This window comes from Methylobacterium sp. J-030, from assembly GCF_022829545.1.
GTDB lineage: Bacteria > Pseudomonadota > Alphaproteobacteria > Rhizobiales > Beijerinckiaceae > Methylobacterium.
This window is the reverse complement of the sequence record NZ_JAKSYM010000402.1, coordinates 211,379-226,825: the sequence shown is the minus strand read 5'-3', so window position 1 is coordinate 226,825 and position 15,447 is coordinate 211,379. Positions and strand designations below refer to the sequence as shown.

The 15,447-nt window shown below is 67.7% G+C and carries 11 protein-coding genes and 1 pseudogene; 9 read left to right on the top strand and 3 right to left on the bottom strand.

Going from position 1 to position 15,447, the window contains the following annotated elements; all coding sequences use genetic code 11:
* Nucleotides 1–73 precede the first annotated feature (73 nt).
* The 3 genes from MKK75_RS33535 to MKK75_RS33525 all read left to right on the top strand — a co-directional run bounded on the left by MKK75_RS33535 (nucleotide 74) and on the right by MKK75_RS33525 (nucleotide 3,619).
* Complete coding sequence (locus MKK75_RS33535) at nucleotides 74–217, top strand: DUF3096 domain-containing protein (protein WP_075380395.1); 144 nt, start codon at nucleotides 74–76, stop codon at nucleotides 215–217.
* Nucleotides 218–481: 264 nt separating this feature from the next.
* Entirely contained in the window at nucleotides 482–3,172 is a 2,691-nt protein-coding gene (gene ppdK / locus MKK75_RS33530) for a pyruvate, phosphate dikinase (protein WP_244046873.1), read from the top strand.
* A gap of 138 nt (nucleotides 3,173–3,310) precedes the next feature.
* Nucleotides 3,311–3,619, top strand: coding sequence for a hypothetical protein (locus MKK75_RS33525; RefSeq protein ID WP_244046784.1), 309 nt, complete (start codon nucleotides 3,311–3,313; stop codon nucleotides 3,617–3,619).
* 157 nt (nucleotides 3,620–3,776) lie between these two features.
* Here the strand turns inward: MKK75_RS33525 and MKK75_RS33520 are convergent, their stop codons facing one another.
* From MKK75_RS33520 to MKK75_RS33510, 3 genes are all read right to left on the bottom strand, one after another.
* Nucleotides 3,777–5,273, bottom strand: coding sequence for a DUF882 domain-containing protein (locus MKK75_RS33520; RefSeq protein WP_244046783.1), 1,497 nt, complete (start codon nucleotides 5,271–5,273; stop codon nucleotides 3,777–3,779).
* A gap of 151 nt (nucleotides 5,274–5,424) precedes the next feature.
* On the bottom strand, nucleotides 5,425–7,398 hold the full coding sequence (locus MKK75_RS33515) for a murein L,D-transpeptidase (RefSeq protein WP_244046782.1): 1,974 nt from the start codon (nucleotides 7,396–7,398) through the stop codon (nucleotides 5,425–5,427).
* 244 nt (nucleotides 7,399–7,642) lie between these two features.
* Entirely contained in the window at nucleotides 7,643–9,127 is a 1,485-nt protein-coding gene (locus tag MKK75_RS33510) for a sigma-54-dependent transcriptional regulator (RefSeq protein WP_244046781.1), read from the bottom strand.
* A 248-nt stretch (nucleotides 9,128–9,375) separates the two neighbouring features.
* Between MKK75_RS33510 and MKK75_RS33505 the strand changes: the two genes are divergently transcribed.
* From MKK75_RS33505 to MKK75_RS33480, 6 genes and pseudogenes are all read left to right on the top strand, one after another.
* Nucleotides 9,376–11,241, top strand: a complete 1,866-nt coding sequence (locus tag MKK75_RS33505) for a M3 family oligoendopeptidase (RefSeq protein ID WP_244046780.1) — start codon at nucleotides 9,376–9,378, stop codon at nucleotides 11,239–11,241.
* A 305-nt stretch (nucleotides 11,242–11,546) separates the two neighbouring features.
* Entirely contained in the window at nucleotides 11,547–11,786 is a 240-nt protein-coding gene (locus tag MKK75_RS33500) for a hypothetical protein (RefSeq protein WP_244046779.1), read from the top strand.
* Nucleotides 11,750–12,149, top strand: a pseudogene (locus MKK75_RS33495) (type II toxin-antitoxin system death-on-curing family toxin). The gene MKK75_RS33500 and the pseudogene MKK75_RS33495 overlap by 37 nt, the downstream one beginning before the upstream one ends.
* Nucleotides 12,150–12,234: 85 nt before the next feature.
* Nucleotides 12,235–13,596, top strand: a complete 1,362-nt coding sequence (locus tag MKK75_RS33490; protein ID WP_244046778.1) for an ABC1 kinase family protein — start codon at nucleotides 12,235–12,237, stop codon at nucleotides 13,594–13,596.
* A 122-nt stretch (nucleotides 13,597–13,718) separates the two neighbouring features.
* Nucleotides 13,719–14,012, top strand: a complete 294-nt coding sequence (locus MKK75_RS33485) for an aa3-type cytochrome c oxidase subunit IV (RefSeq protein WP_244046777.1) — start codon at nucleotides 13,719–13,721, stop codon at nucleotides 14,010–14,012.
* Between the two features lie 207 nt (nucleotides 14,013–14,219).
* Nucleotides 14,220–15,443 (top strand): Re/Si-specific NAD(P)(+) transhydrogenase subunit alpha, encoded by a 1,224-nt coding sequence (locus MKK75_RS33480; protein ID WP_244046776.1) that lies wholly within the window; start codon nucleotides 14,220–14,222, stop codon nucleotides 15,441–15,443.
* Nucleotides 15,444–15,447 lie beyond the last annotated feature (4 nt).

The window sequence follows — 15,447 nt, the reverse complement described above, 5'->3', positions numbered from 1 at the left end:
CGCAAGCCACAGGGAACCTCCATCGGCTAGAGGCGTCGGTCTCGGCGGCCAAGCTCGGCCTTAAGAGGCGCCCATGACGATCACCATCTCGAACCTGCAGCCGCTCATCGCGATTCTTGCCGGAATCCTGATTCTGGTGATGCCGCGGCTTCTCAACTATATCGTGGCGATCTACCTAATTATCGTCGGCGTCATCGGACTGGGTATTCTGCACTGAAATCAGGCGGCCCGTTTCGCTTCCCTCCCTGGCCCTTCTGCGGGGGAGGGCGGGGGCGTTTCCTGCGCGGTCTCCTGGTCCCGATCGCGACGTGTGGATCCGCCAGATTCCGCGGGCGCGGGCGCCGCGCCTGACAGACCGCCACCGCCGTTAGCTGCGTGCGCACAACGCCATCGCGCGTTCATCTTGCGTTGCGCTGCGGGATGGTCCAACCCCGCCCATCGGCCCGGCGGCAGCCGGGCAACAGACATGGACGGGATCGACATGGCGACCGGCAGCGCGAAGTGGGTCTACGCCTTCGGCGACGGCAAGGCGGAGGGCAAGTCGCAGATGCGCGACCTGCTCGGCGGCAAGGGAGCCAACCTCGCCGAGATGTGCAACCTCGGCCTGCCGGTGCCGCCGGGCTTCACGATCACCACCGGAGTCTGCACCTACTATTACGATCACGGCAAGTCCTACCCGCCGGAGCTGAAGGATCAGGTGGTGGCCGCGCTCGCCCAGGTCGGCGCGCTGACGGACCGCAAGTTCGGCGACAGCACCAATCCGCTCCTCGTCTCGGTCCGTTCGGGTGCCCGGGCCTCGATGCCCGGCATGATGGACACGGTCCTCAACCTCGGCCTCAACGACCAGACCGTGTTGGCGCTCGCCAAAGAGGCCGATGACGAGCGCTTCGCCTACGATTCCTACCGCCGCTTCATCACCATGTACTCGAACGTCGTTCTGGGCGTGGAGCACCACGCCTTCGAGGAGGCGCTGGAGCAGTACAAGGAAAGCAAGGGGTTCGACCTCGACACCGAACTCGGCGCCGGGGACTGGAAGGCCCTGATCCAAACTTACAAGAAGATCGTGCGCGAGGAGCACGGCTCGGACTTCCCACAGGGCGCCGAAGACCAGCTCTGGGGCGCCATCGGTGCGGTGTTCGATTCCTGGATGATTCCGCGCGCGAAGAAATATCGCGAGTTGAACAACATTCCCGAGAGCTGGGGTACCGCCGTCAACGTGCAGGCGATGGTGTTTGGCAACATGGGTGACACCTCGGCGACCGGCGTCGCCTTCACCCGCAACCCGTCCACCGGCGAGAAGGCGCTCTACGGCGAATTCCTGATCAACGCCCAGGGCGAGGACGTGGTGGCGGGCATCCGCACCCCGCAGAACATCACCGAGAAGGCCCGTGCCGAGGCCGAGAGCGACAAGCCTTCCATGGAGAAGGCCATGCCCGAGAGTTACGCGGAGCTGACCCGGATCTACGGGATCCTGGAAAGCCACTACCGCGACATGCAGGACATGGAGTTCACCATCGAGAAGGGGAAGCTCTGGATGCTCCAGACCCGCAACGGCAAGCGCACGGCCAAGGCCGCCCTGCGCATCGCCGTGGATTTGGCGGGCGAGGGGTTGATCTCCCGGGAAGAGGCGATTGGCCGGGTCGAGCCCGGCGCCCTCGACCAGCTCCTGCATCCGACCATCGACCCGAAGGCCGACCGGAAGGTGATCGCCTCCGGCCTGCCGGCCTCGCCGGGCGCGGCCACGGGCGAGATCGTGTTCAATTCCGAGGATGCGGAGGCCCATCGCAAGGCTGAGCGCAAGTGCATCCTCGTGCGGATCGAGACCTCGCCCGAGGACATTCACGGCATGCACGCCGCCGAGGGCATCCTCACCACCCGCGGCGGCATGACCAGCCACGCGGCGGTGGTCGCCCGCGGCATGGGCAAGCCCTGCGTGTCCGGGGTCGGGTCGATCCGGATCGACTACAAGGCGCAGACTATGACGGTCGGCGGGGTCATGCTGAAGGCCGGCGACAGGATCACCATCGACGGCTCGACCGGCCAGGTGATCCAGGGCGAGGTGAAGATGCTGGAGCCCGAGCTGTCGGGTGACTTCGCCACGCTGATGGAGTGGGCCGACGCGTTCCGAGGCATGAAGGTCCGGGCCAACGCCGACACCCCGACCGATGCGCGGACCGCCCGCAATTTCGGCGCCGAGGGCATCGGCCTCTGCCGCACAGAGCACATGTTCTTCGAGGGCGACCGTATCATCGCGGTGCGCGAAATGATTCTGGCCGACGACGCCGAGGGCCGCCGGGCGGCACTGGCCAAGATCCTGCCCTACCAGCGGCAGGACTTCCTGGCGCTGTTCACGATCATGTCCGGCCTGCCGGTGACGATCCGCCTGCTCGACCCGCCGCTGCACGAGTTCCTGCCGCACACCGATGCCGAGGTGGCCGAAGTCGTGAAGGCGACCGGCGTCTCCGAGGAGAAGATTCGGCACCGGACGCGCGAGCTGTCCGAGCATAACCCGATGCTCGGCTTCCGCGGCTGCCGCCTCGCCATCGCGTTCCCGGAGATCGCCGAGATGCAGGCGCGGGCGATCTTTGAGGCTGCCGTGCAGGCGGCCGCCGACACGGGCAGCCCCGTGACACCCGAGGTGATGGTGCCGCTGGTCTTCACCCGCGCCGAGTTCGACATCGTCAAGGCGCGCATCGACGCGATGGCGAAGGCCGTCTCCGACGAGACGGGCGCACACCTCGACTATCAGGTCGGCACCATGATCGAGCTGCCGCGGGCAGCCCTGATGGCCGGGCAAATCGCCGAGACCGCGGAGTTCTTCTCCTTCGGCACCAACGACCTTACCCAGACGGCGCTCGGCATCTCCCGCGACGATGCCGCGACCTTCCTCGGGCCCTACACCCAGAAGGGCATCCTGCCGGCCGACCCGTTCATCACGATCGACCAGGAGGGCGTGGGCGAGCTGGTGCGGATCGGCGTGGAGCGCGGCCGCAAGACCCGGGCGAACATCAAGCTCGGCATCTGCGGCGAGCACGGCGGCGATCCGGCCTCGATCGGCTTCTGCCAGGAGGTCGGGCTCGATTACGTGTCATGCTCGCCCTATCGGGTGCCGATCGCCCGCCTCGCGGCCGCCCAGGCGGCGCTCGGCAAGGTATCCGGCAAGGAAGGCTAAGCTGCGCCGGAGAGGGTGCGTGGTGGTGCCCGATAACCGGTCGTCAACCAAGAGTGGGAAGGGCCGTTGAAAAAGGCGGCTCTTCCCGCGAACTCAACTACAAAACGAACGTTGACCTGTTGAGCCGATGGGTCGGACGTGGCGTCCTTCGATCCGCGGCGGGTTCAGTGTCACCCGTCAGAATCACCGGCCATGATCCAGCCCAACTCCGCACCCCTGTGCCTCAGCGAACCGCAGGTCGTCGTGGCGGCACCGCGCGCCGCCATGCGGGCCTATCTCGCCCTGGTAGCTGCGCTCGGCGGAATGGTCACCGCCGGGATGCTCATGATGGCGATGGCAACAAACGGCAGCACCGAGGCTGATCGCATCGTCTCCATGCAGGACGATGGGTATGCGGCGACGCTGATGTCGGCGCTGTGCGTGAACTTGTCGAAGCCGCTGCGCTGATGCTGTTCTGAAAGCTACGGTATTCGGACATCCTCTGCGGGATGCTTCGCCAGTGCGGTCGGTTGCCGGTAGGTCTGAGAAGCGCGGCTACGCGCTCATCCTCCTTGCAAAGGCTATGGGGGCTGCGAGGCTGCCGGCCCTGATGACACCCGCCGGCTCAGCGCCCTCCGGACACCGTCCGCGTCGCCGATCCCGTGAAACGGGCTGCAGTGAGATCATCGCCCGGGCTACGCGCACTGAACCGCGTCGTCGTACGCTCCGGTGCAGCCGCCACGACAGCATCCGGCGCGGTGTCCCGAACACGGGTCGCGGCGATCCGAACCGGCGCGCCGCGGCTCGCGGGCGCCGCCACGGGACCAGCGGAGACCGCTTCGAACAGGGCGCGCAATTGCAGCTTGGCATCGGCATCGGGCGCGACCAGCGTGCGCGCGTGGGCTGGCTCGGCGGGAGCGGTCCTGGCCAAGGCGCGGATCTCGCTTGCGGCCGGAAGGTTGGCCATGCCACCGTTCAGCGCAGCGAACTGCACCGGCCGCGGCGGCGGTAGCGGCATGGTGAGGGCCGCCAAGACGGCGGCAAGGTCGGACGGGCGGCGCGGCGGGAGCGGTGCCATCACGACGGCGATGGCCTCGTCGGCCTTCGCGCCCGGGGGAGCGGCGGTCAGCAGCGCCTTCGCGTCCGTACCCTTGGCGTCCAACCCCTTCGCGGTCTCGCGCTGGATGAGGGAGCCGCGCAGGGTGTCGTCGGCGGCGGGCGCCGCGTAGGCGAGTGCTGTGCGGGTCCCGATCGGATCCTGAGGATCGGCGCTCGCCACGGCGATGACGGGGGCGCGGCGCGTCTTCGTCGCCATCGGGACCGGCGTCGGCGCGGGAGCCGGCTCGGACTTGCCGCCCCCGAAGAGGCTCGCCAGGAAGCCGAACAGACCCGGACCGTCCTCCTCCTCGCCGCTGGCCATCTGTGTGGTGATCCCCGCCACGGTGCCGCCGCGGGCCAGGATCTCGGCCTTGGCTTCCTCGTAGCGCGGGAAGGGGCGGTTGTCGCTCGGCAGCAGCACCGTCTTGCCGTCCGGGAACAGGCGCGCGAGCTGGTCGTGGGTCATGCGCGGCCACATCCGCACCGAGCCGACGTCGAGGTGGATGAAGGGTGTGCCCGCATGCGGATACCAGCCGACGCCGCCGCGCTGCATCTGCAGCCCGACCTCCCGGATCCGGTCGATCGACACGTCCGGCAGGTAGAAATCCATCGCCTTGCCGAGCATGTGCTGGCTGTATTCGGCCACCATCTTCGAGCGGCGGCGCAGCATCGCGTTGGTGCCGGGGGAGCGGTAGGCGGAGACGATGTGGATCGCCTGGCCCGAGCCGACCTGTCGGTAGGCCTCCCACACCGTATCGAACAGGCGCGGATCCATCTTGATCGGCTCGTTGATGCGCCAGTCGCGCAGAAGCCAGTTGAGCTGGTCGAGCGCCGCGCGGTCGTAGCGCCCATCCCGCTTGAACGTGATGGTCGCGCTCTCCTGCGTGTGCGTGTGGTAGATCGTCAGCGTGCGGGTGTCGCCGTTGGCGACCGCGTCCTCGGTCTCGGCTGTCCCGGCCAGGATCCCCAGCGCGATGCCCGAGAGGGCGAGCGCGAGCTTTCGGAGGGTGAGCAGGCTCGGCACGATGGTCCTGATCCTCTCCCGTCCGCTGCGAGGGCGCGGAGCGCGCCGCGCTGTCGGTGGAAACCGCTAAGGCTGGACCGTGGCGAAATCGTGCCCTGATGTGCGGCCGCGCACGTAAGAGTTGCGAGTTCGGCCGTCGACTGCGCGGCGCCTACCAGTAGCTCCGCGGCGTGGCCTGCTGTGGCGCCGGGGTCCACAGACCGGGCTCGCCGTATTCCGGCGCATCGTCAGACCGCGCGGCCCGGCGCAGGTGGCGCCGCGGCGGTTCCACGTCCTCGTAGCGTCCGGTCGGCCATTCATCCGCCACATGGCGATGGGTCGGATGGCGCTGGGCGCTGTGAGCCTTCGGCGTCGCAGCCGCATCGGCCTTGCGCCGGGGCGCCTCGTCCGGCAGCCGCGCGATCGCCGGGCCGCCTCCGCCAGGCAGACCCAGGGCGGCGCGCATCGGGGCGTCGTAGCCGTAGAGGTCGGGCAGGGTCCGGTAGGTGCCGCCATCGTCCACGTAAGCCGTGAAGTAGGCGAGGTGGACCGGCAGCTTCTCGGGCAGCCGGATCGTGCGCTCGCCCTTGCCGATCAGCTTTTTGAGCCGGTCGGCTGACCAATCCGGCAGCACCACGTCGGCGAGGCGGAACGGATCGTCGACGCGCACGCAGCCGTGGCTGAAGTCGCGTTTTGCTGCGGAGAACAGCGAACGGTTCGGCGTGTCGTGCAGGTAGACCGCGTGCTCGTTCGGGAACATGAACTTGATGAATCCGAGCGCGTTGCGTTCACCCGGCGGCTGGCGTAGCGAGATGTGTCCGCCGCGGCGGACGACCTCGTAGCCGCCCCAGGTCTTGCCGCCATAGCCCGCGAGCTTCGGCGCCATCGTCTTCAGGATCGAGGGCGGCACGTACCAGGACGGGTTGACGACCGCGTATTCCATCAGCCCGGAAAACAGCGGCGTGCGCGAGTCCGGCTTGCCGACGATCACCCGAGCCTCGTCGCGCAGAACGCCGCCGCGATAGGCGCGCAGGCGATATTCGGGCACGTTGACCAAGATGTAGTCGGATCCGAGATCCCCCGGCAGCCAGCGCCACCGCTCCATGTTGACGATCAGTTCTGCTTCGCTGCCGGTTGGGCGTCCGGCGCGGCCGGCATCGGCGAGCGCCAGCACGGTCTGGACGTTCAGGATGCCGGTTGCCGGGAGCCCGCGGCCACGCTGAAACTTCGTCACGGCCTCGGCGACCGCGGAGTCGTAGATCTCGGGCTCGCCCGGACCCTGATCGAACGTCCCGGCCGGGCGCGTCTCCAGATCGAAATGCGCGCGCAGCAGCGGCACGCGGGCGTCGCGCATGCCGACCCGCAGGGCCGGGCCGGACGGCAGCCGCAGCGGCTTGGCGGCAGTTGGCGCAGGGCCGCGCAGGGCGGCGAGCCGAGCCCTGAGGGCGAGGTAGCCCGGCGAGGCCGGATTGTAGGACTGAAGCGCCTCGCCGGCTTTCGCGCCGGCGTCGCTGAGCTTGGTCAGCACGGCGTTGCCCGCGGGCAGATCGAGATGCGGGGTGATGAGCCGCGAGATCGACGCGAGGTTGACCCGGCCGCCACGGGCATCACGGGCGTAGAGCACGGCCGCCGCGGACAGGCGCAGATCGGCGTCCGCAATCGCTTTCTCGTCCGGCTTCTCGGGTAGGTTCGGGATGCTGTAGGCATGGGCGTCGAGGCCGTCCTCCGCCGCCGCCACCAGCCGGGCCGAGACGGCCTTGGCGGCTTCGGTCCAGGCGCCGTCGGCAATCCAGAGGGGCTTGTCGGCACGCGCCTCGTAGAACGCGCGGATCGCGTCGCGGTCCTTGGTGCTCAGCCGCAGCAGGAGCGGCGCCGGATCGGCAAGGCGGGCGAGCACTGCCGCTCCGAGCGGATCGGTCGGGGCGACGGGGGCGGAGGCCGCCGGCGCCGGCTCGGCGGCCGGGACCTCGGGCTTGTAGTCCGGGAAGGTATCCGGAGCCGGTGGTGGGGTCGGCGCGGGCGAGACCGCAACCGGCGCGGCGGCCGGCTGATCGAGCGTTGCCGTCTCGGACCCGAGCGCGGCCGCGGCCACCGTTCCGGTCAGGAAGGCGGCGAGCGCCATGAGGCTTGAGCGCGGGACGCGCATCGTGATCTCCCGGGGAGCGGCGACAGGACCGCACGCGCAGATTGTGATTATCCGCGCAAGCGTGGCATTCAGCAACCGCAGTCGATCCAAGTAGAGATTACGAAAAGCTGCAGCTGGTTGTTTATCAATGCTGAACAGGCCTCTGCCCGATGCGTGATGAACCGGTACCGCGCCGCAGTTTCCGAATTCGTTCGCGACCGAAGGTGGCGGTTTCGCTCCGTGCGCTAGCGCACGCGGCGCGTGGTCAGGCCGCGTCCTCGCCCTTCGCATCCCCTTCCAAGCCGAGATCCTTCAACTTGCGGTACAGGGTCGATCGACCGATCCCAAGGCGGCGCGAGACTTCCGACATACGCTGACGATAGAACTGCAGCGCGTACCGGATGATCTCGGCTTCCAGCACGTCCATCGGCTTCATCTCGCCGGTCTCCTCGGCGACCAGCGACATCGTGTGCGGATCACGCACCTCGACGCGGACAATCTCGCGGACCGGCTCCGGCGCGTAGGCCGGCATCGTGGGCTGGCTTGGGAGCGCCGGGATGCGAACGTCGAAGCCCTCGACCTGTGCAGCGATCTGGGGAAATTCGGCGACGGTCAGCTCGTCGCCATCGGCGAGCACCACCGCCCGGAACAAGGCGTTCTCGAGTTGGCGCACGTTGCCGGGCCAGGGATAGCGGGTCAGCAGCGCCATCGCCTCCGGGGTGATCGCCCGCACGCGCTTGCCCTCCTCGGCGGAGAAGCGGGCGCAGAACGAGCGGACGAGGTCGGGAATATCCTCCCGGCGCGCCCGGAGCGGCGGCAGGGTCATGGGGAAGACGTTGAGCCGGTAGTAGAGATCCTCGCGGAACTTGCCCTGCTTCACGAGGTCGAGGAGCGAGCGGTTGGTCGCCGAGACGAGGCGGATGTCGACCCGCACCGGGCGTTTCCCGCCGACCGGATCGACCTCGCCCTCCTGAAGCGCGCGCAGCAGCTTCACCTGCGCATCGAGGGGCAACTCGCCGATCTCGTCGAGGAACAGGGTGCCGCCCGAGGCCTCCACGAATTTGCCGGCATGCTTCTCGGTGGCGCCGGTGAACGCGCCCTTCTCGTGGCCGAACAGGGTCGATTCGACGAGGTTCTCGGGGATCGCCCCGCAATTCACGGTCACGAACGGCTTTCCGCGGCGGTCGCCCGACCCCTGGATCGCCCGGGCCAGCACCTCCTTGCCGACACCCGATTCGCCCTCGATCAGCACCGGGATGTTTGACTTCGCGGCCCGCTCGGCGAGGCGGATAACCCGCTCCATGTCGGGACTCTTCGAGGCCAGATCCTTGAAGGTCAGGGCGCCGGAGGCCCGGCGGCGCATGCGGCGCACCTCCTCCTCCAGGGTATCGACCCGCAGGGCGTTCTTGATCGAGACCTGCAGCCGCTCGGCGCCCGCGGGCTTGACCACGAAATCGACCGCGCCGGCCCGCATGGCCGAGACGACCGCATCGATCGATCCGTTGGAGGTCTGCACGATAACCGGCGTCGCGAGGCCGCCCTTGCGCATCTCGGCGAGCACGCCGAGCCCATCAAGGCCCGGCATGACGAGGTCGAGAAGCACCACATCGGCGCCCTCGGACTTCAGCACAACGAGCGCGTCGGCGCCGTTCTCGACCACGCGGGCCTCGAAGCCGAACCGGCGCACGGCCGCTTCGGCGAGGCGCCGCTGGACCGGGTCGTCGTCCACGATGAGCACGGTGGTGGACATGGCGGCTCCCTGACCGGCGCGCGGATCAGGCCGGTGGCGCGGGAGCGATCCCGGTCGCCGGTTCCGATTCGGCAGCTGTTTCGTTTCGAGCCGGAGAGTGAACCAGAGACGTAAAGTGGCGCTTAACGACGTTTGCACGGTCCGGTTGGTTTCCAGCCGCCGACCTCGCCAACCCGTCGCGTTGAACGCGTGGCGGCCCATTCGATATCAGGGTACGGAAGCGCCACCCCGTTGAAGGAACGCACGACATGATGCCGAGCCACACCGCGTTGCCGGTGACCGTCCGCCTGCCCGAGGGCGTGAGCGCCGCGCGCGCCGCCGCGAAGGCTGCCGACCTCGGTGTTCTCCCGGAATGGGACCTGACCGACCTCTATGCGGGTCTCGACGACCCCAACTACGCCGCCGACATGACCCGGGCCGAGGAGGAGTGCCGCCGCTTCTCCGAGACCTATGCCGGGCGCATCGCCGAGATGGCCGCCGGCCCGGATGCCTCCGCGAGGCTCGCCGAGGCGGTGCGGGCCTACGAGGCGATCGAGGATCTGCTCGGCAAGCTGATGTCCTTCGCCGGCTTGGTCTATTCCGGCGACACGACCGACGAGGCCCGGGCCAAGTTCTACGGCGATACCCGCGAGCGCCTCACCAATGCATCGACCGACCTGCTGTTCTTCGCCCTCGAACTGAACCGGGTCGAGGATCCGGTGTTGGATGCCGCGATGTCGGCTGGGCCGCTCGCCCCTTACGCGCCGTGGATCGAGGACCTGCGCCGCGAGAAGCCGCACCAACTCGACGACCGGACCGAGAAACTCTTCCTTGAGAAATCCGTAACCGCGAACGCGGCCTGGGACCGGCTGTTCAACGAGACCATCGCGTCGCTGCGCTTCACCGTGCAGGGCGAGGAGATGCCGCTGGAGTCGACCCTCAACAAGCTCCAGGACGCCGACGGTGCGGTCCGCAAGGAGGCTGCGGGCGCGCTCAGCACGGTTTTGCGCGGGCATCTTCGGGTGTTCACGCTGATCACCAACACGCTCGCCAAGGACAAGGAAATCTCCGACCGCTGGCGCGGCTTCAAGGATGTGGCGGACGCTCGCCACCTCGCCAACCGCGTCGAGCCGGAGGTCGTCGAGGCGCTGGTCGATGCCGTGCGGACGGCCTATCCGCGGTTGTCGCACCGCTATTACAAATTGAAAGCCCGATGGTTCGGGCGGGAGACGCTGCCCTATTGGGACCGCAACGCACCACTGCCGAAGGTTGAGCAGCGCACGATCCCCTGGATCGAAGCGCGCGACACGGTTCTGTCGGCCTACGACGCCTTCTCGCCGAAGATGGCCAGCATCGCGAAGCGCTTCTTCGATGACCGCTGGATCGACGCGCCGACCCGTCCCGGCAAGGCCCCCGGCGCCTTCGCGCACCCGACCGTACCCTCGGTCCACCCCTACGTGCTGGTGAACTACCAGGGCAAGCCGCGGGACGTGATGACGCTCGCCCACGAACTCGGCCACGGCGTCCATCAGGTGCTTGCCGGCCCGAACGGCGCTTTGATGGCGCCGACTCCGCTGACGCTGGCCGAGACCGCGAGCGTGTTCGGCGAGATGCTGACCTTCCGCAAGCTGCTCGCCGCCACCACCGACACGACCCAGCGCCGGGCCATGCTCGCCGCCAAGGTCGAGGACATGATCAACACGGTGGTCCGGCAGATCGCCTTCTACTCGTTCGAGCGGAAGGTGCACCTCGCCCGCGCCAAGGGCGAGCTGACGACCGACCAGATCAATGCCCTGTGGCTGTCGGTGCAGGCGGAATCATTGGGGCCGGCGATCACGCTGGATGCAGGCTACGAGCCCTTCTGGGCCTACATTCCGCACTTCATCCACTCGCCGTTCTACGTCTACGCCTACGCGTTCGGCGATTGTCTCGTGAACTCGCTCTACGGGGTCTACGCCCGGGCCGAGGAGGGCTTCGTGGACCGGTACTTCGCGCTGCTCGCGGCCGGCGGCTCCAAACCCTACGGCGAGCTGCTCGCGCCCTTCGGCCTCGACGCGAAGGATCCGGCCTTCTGGCAGATCGGCCTCGGGATGATCGAGGGGATGATCGTGGAGCTGGAGGGGATGGAGGGGTAAGGCGGATCGGTCGCGACGTAACGCAGCGCTTCGTTGGAAAAAATTGCGCGTGCGCGCGCATTCGGTTGGGATCAGGAAGATGCCGAGAATGCGAGCCACGCTGCTCTTTTCGATCGTCCTGCGGTCGCGCCTGCAAGGGAGATCGTGACGAGGCACCAGAAGATCCCGCGATACGCGTTGCTGAGCAGGCTGGGCATCCCCGCCGTACAAGCAGTCGTTCGGGAAATCGAACCCCTCATTAAATGATTCGATCGGGCGACGCGTAATCACGCGATCCAATCGACGGCGCGCTGATAGGGGATTTGATGATCGCGCGTGGCTTCCGGATCGCCCGTGACGCACGGGGCGAGAAGCGTCGTGGTCGTATGCGGAAAGCGACGTTCGTGAAGTCCGGAACGATCTGGGAACGCCCCGTGGAACCGATCGATGGTCATGCGGCGAAGGTTGCGGCGATCATGGAAGACATCATGGATCGCTATCGGAACACGCTTGCCGAGTTGGCGAAACGATCGATCTCCCATCGGGGATCGAGCCCGAATGGCTGAGTGTCACAGACGTCATTGATGCGCACGCGCGGCAACTTCGCGTATTCGGTGGAGCGCCCGGTATCCGCGATTCCGGCGCGCTCGAATCGGCGCTGGGCCGTCCAATCAATCGATGGCGCTATGAAGAGGCTGAACGTCCCGAACTCGCAGCCGCATACGCTTTCGGCACAGTGCGGGACCATCCGTTCACGGGTGGAGAACAAGCGGGCCGGATTCATGGCCATGCTGGGCTTCCTGATCCTGTACGGTGTACCGTTCGCACCGGATCAGGCGCAGGCAACGGCCATGATCTTAGGCCTCGTCGCCGGCGCGATCGACGCGTCCGGCCTCACCCGCTGGATCCGGGACAACGGGTCGGCCTGAGCCCCGCGGCGCAGGGCCCCACGCCCCTGGTGTCGGTCCCGGCGGCACATATCTGCACCGTTGCAGCAGACAGTTCGAGCGAGACATGGCCGAGATCGACCGCGAAGCCAATCGCTTCTCCGCCCGCGCGGGACGCTACGCCAGCGTCGGCGCCAACGTCGGCGGCGTCGCGGCCCGCATGGCCATGTCTCGGCTCTTCGGGAAGGAAGGGACCACGAACGCGGCCGCGCTCGCCCAGGCGCTCGGCGGTTTGAAGGGGCCGATCATGAAGGTGGCGCAGCTGCTGGCCACCGTGCCGGACCTGCTGCCGCCGGAATACGCCGCCGAACTTCAGAAACTCCAGGCCGACGCCCCGCCGATGGGCGCCGCCTTCGTCCGGCGCCGGATGCAGTCCGAGTTGGGCGCCGGATGGCAGGACCGATTCGGCAGCTTCGATCTGAAGCCGGCCGCCGCCGCGTCCCTGGGCCAGGTCCATCGCGCAACCGCCAAGGATGGCGAGCAGCTCGCCTGCAAGCTCCAGTATCCGGACATGCAATCGGCCGTCGAGGCCGATCTCAAGCAGCTCGAGGTCGCGTTCGCGCTGCATCGCCGGATGAATTCCTGGCTCGACACGCGAGAGATCGCCAAGGAGATCGGCGCGCGCGTGCGTGAGGAGCTGGATTACGAGCGCGAAGCCAAGCACGCGGCCCTCTACGGCGCGGTGCTCAAGGATATTGACGCCGTGCGTGTGCCGGCGGTTTTCCCGGAGCTCTCGACCAAGCGCCTGCTGACGCTCGGCTGGCTCGACGGCGACAAGATCCTGGGTTTCGCCGACGAGCCGGTCGACATTCGAAACCGCATCGCCCAGGCGATGTTCAAGGCCTGGTGGCACCCGTTCAGCCGGGCCGCGGTGATCCACGGCGATCCGCATCTGGGCAACTATACGGTCTTCTCCGAGGGCGGAGAGGCCGCGGGCATCAACCTCCTCGATTATGGCTGCGTGCGGATCTTCCATCCCCGTTTCGTCGGCGGCGTCGTGGATCTCTACCGAGGTCTCCTGGAGGACGACACGGCGCGCGTCGTCCACGCCTATGAGGTCTGGGGTTTCAAGGATCTCGACAAGGAGAAGATCGAGATCCTGAACATCTGGGCGCGGTTCATCTACGGGCCGCTTCTGGAGGACCGTACCCGCACCGTTGCCGACGGCGTGAAGCCCGGCGAGTACGGCCGCCGCCAAGCCTTCGAGGTGCATCAGGCCCTCAAGGAGCGCGGCCCCGTCACCGTCCCGCAGGAATTCGTTTTCATGGACCGGGCCGCGGTGGGCCTCGGCGCTGTCTTCCTGCACCTGAAGTCGGAACTCAACTATCACCGGCTGTTCGAGGCGGAAATTGAGCATTTCTCGCTGGCTGAACTCGCCGAGCGTCAAGGCCGCGCTCTGGCCGACGTGGGACTGCCGAGGCCGGCCTGAGCGCGCGCACGACCTCGATTGCGGCGGTGATCAATTGCGTGCGTCCGATTGCGGCAGATAAACGCTTGAGCTACATCCCACCGTGACCGCAAGAAGTCGCGTCTTAGGGAAATGAGCGCACGATGGCTGAGAGTGACACGGTGGCCGGACACACCTACAGCCCGGCGATGGACGCGAAGACGCACGAGCAGACCTATCGCGGCTTCGTCCGCTTCGTCGAGATCGCGACCGGCGTCGTGATCTGCTGGGTGCTGGCGCTGGCGATCGGCGGCATCCGTGAGGCGTGGCTTCTGGCGATCGTCGGCGTGATCGTGTCCGGCGCGGCGGGCGCGGTCGGCGCCCTGGCCCCCGTGGTCGGCTGGCGCGGCCCGCTCGTGGTCGCTATCCTGCTGTTGCTCTACCTCTTCTTCGCCTGACATCATCCGGTCGGTCCCCGAGACAGACCATGACGCGCCGTTAATCCGTTCCTGGCCCGCGAGCGGAATATTTATGCACGGCCTGCGATTGAATTGGGCACAAGTTACATTCGATACCGTTTTATCACAGTCTCTTAGGTCTGCACCTCGCAAAGCGGCTTAGCTTCGCGCATTCGGGACGCAGAGCTTGATCAGGGGAATCCGCGCATGCGTATTGCTGTGCTGTCCGAGACGGACTCCGCGGAACCGCGCGTCGCTGCGGTTCCCGAGACCGTCAAGAAATTCAAGGCCCTCGGTGCCGACGTCGTTGTGCAGTCCGGCGCCGGCAAGAAGGCCGGCATCCTGGACGACGAGTATGAGGCTGCCGGAGCTACCGTCGCCGCGAATGCCGCCGATGCCGCGCGGGACGCCGATCTCGTCCTGAAGGTCCGCCGACCGAGCGCCGAGGAGCTGCCGCACTTCAAGCGCGACGCGGCCGTGGTCGCGATCATGGACCCCTACGGCAACGAAAACGCCCTCAAGGCGATCGCGGATGCGGGTTTGGCAGCCTTCTCCATGGAGCTCATGCCGCGCATCACCCGCGCGCAGGTGATGGACGTGCTGTCCTCGCAGGCGAACCTCGCGGGCTACCGGGCGGTGGTGGACGGCGCCGCCGAGTACGGCCGCGCCATGCCGATGATGATGACCGCCGCCGGCACCGTGCCGGCCGCCCGTGTCTTCGTGATGGGCGTCGGCGTCGCGGGCCTTCAAGCCATCGCCACGGCCCGGCGCCTCGGTGCGGTCGTGACGGCGACCGACGTGCGCCCGGCCACCAAGGAGCAGGTCGAATCCCTCGGCGCGAAGTTCGTGGCCGTGGAGGATGACGAGTTCAAGCAGGCCGAGACCGCGGGCGGCTACGCCAAGGAGATGTCGGCCGAATACCAGAAGAAGCAGGCGGAGCTGGTCAAGGGCCACATCGCCAAGCAGGACATCGTCATCACCACCGCGCTGATCCCCGGCCGCCCGGCGCCCAAGCTCGTCTCCGAGGAGATGGTCGCCTCGATGAAGCCGGGCTCGGTCCTGGTCGATCTCGCGGTCGAGCGCGGCGGCAACGTCGCGGGTGCCAAGGCCGGCGAGGTCGTCGCCACGGAGCGCGGCGTCAAGATCGTCGGCCATCTCAACGTCCCGGGCCGGCTGGCCGCGACCTCGTCGAGCCTCTACGCGCGTAATCTCTACGCCTTCGTCGAGACGCTGATCGACAAGGAGTCGAAGGCGCTGAACATCAACTGGGACGACGAGCTGGTGAAGGCCACGAACCTCACCCGCGGCGGCTCGGTAGTCCACGCATCCTTCCAGTCCAAGACGGATGGACCTGCCTCAGAAGCGGCGTCCGTCGGGCTGGCGAAGTCTGAGGCCGGCAAGGGCTCCGCCGCCGCCTCGGCCGCGCAATAAGATC

Bases quoted from the DNA above. Each gene is read 5' to 3' on its own strand.
- MKK75_RS33535 (WP_075380395.1), top strand. From the start codon at position 74: ATGACGATCACCATCTCGAACCTGCAGCCGCTCATCGCGATTCTTGCC.
- ppdK (WP_244046873.1), top strand. From the start codon at position 482: ATGGCGACCGGCAGCGCGAAGTGGGTCTACGCCTTCGGCGACGGCAAG.
- MKK75_RS33515 (WP_244046782.1), bottom strand. From the start codon at position 7,398: ATGCGCGTCCCGCGCTCAAGCCTCATGGCGCTCGCCGCCTTCCTGACC.
- MKK75_RS33510 (WP_244046781.1), bottom strand. From the start codon at position 9,127: ATGTCCACCACCGTGCTCATCGTGGACGACGACCCGGTCCAGCGGCGC.
- MKK75_RS33505 (WP_244046780.1), top strand. From the start codon at position 9,376: ATGATGCCGAGCCACACCGCGTTGCCGGTGACCGTCCGCCTGCCCGAG.
- MKK75_RS33500 (WP_244046779.1), top strand. From the start codon at position 11,547: ATGATCGCGCGTGGCTTCCGGATCGCCCGTGACGCACGGGGCGAGAAG.
- MKK75_RS33490 (WP_244046778.1), top strand. From the start codon at position 12,235: ATGGCCGAGATCGACCGCGAAGCCAATCGCTTCTCCGCCCGCGCGGGA.
- MKK75_RS33485 (WP_244046777.1), top strand. From the start codon at position 13,719: ATGGCTGAGAGTGACACGGTGGCCGGACACACCTACAGCCCGGCGATG.
- MKK75_RS33480 (WP_244046776.1), top strand. From the start codon at position 14,220: ATGCGTATTGCTGTGCTGTCCGAGACGGACTCCGCGGAACCGCGCGTC.